General features: G+C 75.1%; 2 protein-coding genes. Both read right to left on the minus strand.

Features of this window, described 5'->3' with window-relative positions:
- Positions 1–1,066 (minus strand): beta-ketoacyl synthase N-terminal-like domain-containing protein (locus tag K377_RS40615; RefSeq protein ID WP_181512775.1); only part of this gene is annotated, 1,066 nt, incomplete at its 3' end.
- Positions 1,067–1,073: 7 nt separating this feature from the next.
- On the minus strand, positions 1,074–4,033 hold a 2,960-nt coding region (locus tag K377_RS40620; protein WP_146614863.1), incomplete at its 5' end, for a type I polyketide synthase.

The raw sequence follows: 4,033 nt of genomic DNA on the forward strand, positions 1-4,033 counted from the left end.
CGCCCGCCTCGATGGGGTCGCCGAGTCTGGTGCCGGTGCCGTGCGCCTCGACGGCGTCGACGTCGCCCGCCTGGAGGCGGGCGTCGGTGAGCGCGGCGCGGATGACGCGCTGCTGGGCGGGGCCGCTCGGCGCGGTCAGGCCGTTGGACGCGCCGTCCTGGTTGACGGCGCTGCCCCGGATGACGGCCCACACCCGGTGGCCGTTGCGCCGTGCGTCCGACAGCCGTTCCAGGACCAGGACGCCCACGCCCTCGGAGAAGCCGGTGCCGTCGGCCGCGTCGGCGAACGCCCGGCACCGGCCGTCCTGCGACAGGCCGCGCAGCTTGGACATCTCCCGGAACACCTGCGGTGTCCCCATGACGGTGACGCCGCCGGCCAGGGCGAGACCGCATTCGCCCTGGCGCAGCGAGCGCACCGCCTGGTGCACCGTCACCAGCGAGGACGAGCACGCCGTGTCCGTCGACACGGCCGGGCCCTGGAGGCCCAGCGCGTACGCCACCCGGCCGGACGCCACGCTCAGCAGCGAGCCGGTCTGGGCGTAGCCCGCGATGGACTCGGGGGTGGCGAAGTGGTTGCCGTATCCGAAGTAGGCGATGCCCGCGAAGACACCGGTGTCGCTGCCGTTGAGGCTCTGCGGGTCGATGCCGGCGCGTTCCAGCGACTCCCAGGCGGTCTCCAGGAGCAGGCGGTGCTGCGGGTCGGCGGAGAGCGCCTCGCGCGGGCTGAGTCCGAAGAACTCGGCGTCGAAGTCACCCGCGTCGTACAGGAATCCGCCCGAGCGGGTGGACGAGCTGCCGGGCCGCAGGCCCTCCGGGTCGTGGAGGTTCGCCACGTCCCAGCCCCGGTCGTCGGGGAAGTCCGACACGACGTCCGCGCCGCTGTGCACCAGCTCCCACAGTTGTTCGGGGGAGCTCACCCCGCCGGGGTAGCGGCAGGCGACGCCCACGATCGCGACCGGTTCGGCGGCGGCGTCGGTCAGCTCCTGGAGGCGCTTGCGCGTCTCCAGCAGTTCGATCGACGTCCGCTTGAGGTAGTCGAGGACCTCGGCACTGTTGTCGTTTGTCATGGCTCCCCTAGCCGAGCTCTTTGTCCAGCAGCGCGAGCAGGTCCCCCGCGGAGGCCGAACTGATCTGGTCGACGACGGTGGTGGGCGCTTGGTCGCCCGCCATCGAACGGACGCGGCCCTGCAGGTCGCCGAGCAGCGTGGAAATGGTGGCCCGCTCGTCCTGGGCGAGCCTGCGGAAAGCGTCCTCGAGGCGGGCGCCGAGCCCTTCGATCTCCTTGACCAGGTGCTCCGCCCCGGCCTCCGCGCCGGTGTCGGCGTCGGGGCGCCGGGTGATGCGCGCGGCCAGGAGTTCGGCGACGGCGGCCGGGTTCGGGTGGTCGAAGACGAGCGTGGCGGGCAGCTTCAGGCCGGTCGCCGCGGTCAGCTTGTTGCGCAGTTCGAGGGCGGTGAGCGAGTCGACGCCGAGCTTCTTGAACGGTTCGGTGGCGCTGACCCGCGCGGCGTCCGCGTGGCCGAGGACGAGTGCGGTCTGGGTCCGTACGGTCTCCAGGAGCGCGGCCTCGGCCTCCTCGGGCGACAGCGACGCCAGCTGCTCGGCGAGCGCGGCGCCGGTGGGCCGGGTCTCCGCCGCGTCGTCGGGGACGGTGGTCGCGGCGGCCAGGGTGCGCAGCAGCGGCGAGGCCGTCTCGCCGAGCGCCGTGAGGGTGAGGCGCACCGGCACCACGACCGGGTCGGCCGTGGTGACGGCCGCGTCGAACAGCGCGAGCCCTTCGGCCGAGGCCAGCGGCTGGATGCCCTGGCGCTGCATGCGGACGATGTCCGCGTCGCCGAGGGCGGCGCTCATCTCGCTGCGCTCGGCCCAGAAGCCCCAGCACATCGAGAGGGCGGGCAGTCCCTCGGCGCGGCGGGTCTCGGCGAGTCCGTTCAGGAACGCGTTGGCCGCCGCGTAGTTGGCCTGTCCCGCGGTGCCGAGCACGCCGGCGATCGAGGAGAACAGGACGAACGCGGTCAGGCCGAGGTCCTTCGTCAGCTCGTGCAGGTGCCAGGCGCCGCGCACCTTCGGGGCGAGCACGGCGTTCACGCGGTCCTCGGTGAGGGCCTCGACCACGCCGTCGTCGAGCATGCCCGCGCAGTGGATCACCGCGGTCAGCGGGTGCTCGCGGGGCACGGCCGTGAGCAGTCCGGCCACGGCGTCGCGGCTGCTGATGTCGCAGGCCACGATCTCGACCGCGGCCCCGGCCGCCGTCAGTTCCGCGCGCAGCGGCGCCGCCGCGGGGGCGTCCGCGCCGCGCCTGCTGGTGAGGACGAGGCTGCGTACGCCGTGCCGGGCGACGAGGTGCCGGGCGAGCATGGCGCCCAGGCCGCTGGTGCCGCCGGTGATCAGTACCGTGCCGGTGCCGAGTCCGGGTGCGGCGTCCGCGGGGCGGGCGGCGGCGTGGGTGAGGCGTGGCGTGCTCAGGGCGCCGGAGCCGATTCTGAGCTGGGCCTCCCCGGTGGCGGCGGCCGCCGGGACGAGGGCCCGCGAGGCTTCGTGCCCGTCGGTGTCGATGAGGGCGAAGCGGCCCGGGTTCTCGGTCTGCGCGGATCGTACGAATCCCCAGACCGCGGCCGCGGCGAGGTCGGGGCCGCGGCCTGCCGCGTCGTCGTGGAAGGCGTTCTCGGTGACGAGGGCCAGGCGCGAGCCGGCGAACCGCTCGTCGGTCAGCCAGCGCCGGGTCCAGCGCAGGACGCGGTGGAGCGTGTGCTCGACCGAGGCGGGTACGTCGCCCGTCGGCGCGGGGTCGACGAAGGCGAGGACGACCGGCGGCAACTCACCGTCTTGTGCGGCGAGTTCGTCGAGGTCGGCACTGGCGTCCGCGCCGGTGCCCAGTACCGCGTACGGCCCGTCGGGCTCGCCGTCCGGCGTCGGCAGGGCGGTCCAGTCCACGTGGAACAGGGAGTCCTGCCGGTCGAAGCTCAGCTCGGTCAGCCGTGCCACGTCGGCGGGGGCCACGGTCAGCGTCTCGATGCCGCCGGCCGGTGCTCCGCTCTGGTCGGCGAGGGTCACCGACAGGGCGTTCTCGCCCGCGGGAGCGAGGCGTACGCGCAGTGCGGCCGGGCGGCCGGGGCCGATGCGCACTCCGGCGCAGTGGCGCGGCAGCCAGCCCTCGGGCCGGCCGGTGTCGACGAAGTCGCCGAGCCCGAGCGGCAGGAGGGCGGCGTGCAGCAGGGCCGGGTGGAGCCGGAACCGGTTCTGGTCCGCTCCGTGGGTGTCGGGCAGCTCCACCTCCGCGTACAGGGTCGCGCCGCGCCGCCACACCTGCCGCAGCCCGCGCAGGTGCGGGCCGTGGGCGAAGCCGAGGGCGGTCAGCCGGGTGTACTCGTCGTCGAAGGACACGGGGTCCGCGCCCGCGGGCGGCCAGGCGGTGAGGCCCTCGGCGGCGGGGGCCGTGCCGGTGTGGGCGGTGCCGACGGCGTTGCGCGTCCAGGCGCTCTCGCCCGCGGACCGTGAGTGCACGGTGATGGTGTGGTCGGCGTCGACGGCGATCCGCAGTTCGCGGTCGGCGGTGCGGGAGAGCACCAGGGGCGTCTCCAGGGTGAGTTCGCCGACGGTGTCGCATCCGGTGCGGTGCGCGGCCCAGGCGGCCAGTTCCACGAGGACGCCCGGCGGCAGCAGGACGGCGCCGTGGACGAGGTGTTCGCCGAGCCACGGGTGGCGTTCGAGGGAGAGGCGTCCGCTGCCGACGACGCCGCCGGATCCGTCCGGGCCGTCGCCGGGCAGGTCGATCACGGCGTCGAGCAGCGGGTGGTCCGAGGTGCGGGCGGCGGTGGTCTCCTGCGGTGTGTCGAGCCAGTAGCGCTGCCGCTGGAAGGCGTAGGTGGGCAGGGTGACCGGCTCGTCGGGCCGGCCGGTGTGCGGCCCGAACACCTCCTGCCACGCCACGTCCAGGCCCGCCACGAAGGCCTCGGCCGCGGACTCGTGGAAGCGGGCGAGGCCGCCCGCGTCACGGCGCAGCGTCCCCACGGCGAAGCCGGTGGCCGCGGGGG

Source organism: Streptomyces sp. PsTaAH-137, from assembly GCF_003259365.1.
Classification (GTDB): Bacteria; Actinomycetota; Actinomycetes; order Streptomycetales; family Streptomycetaceae; genus Streptomyces.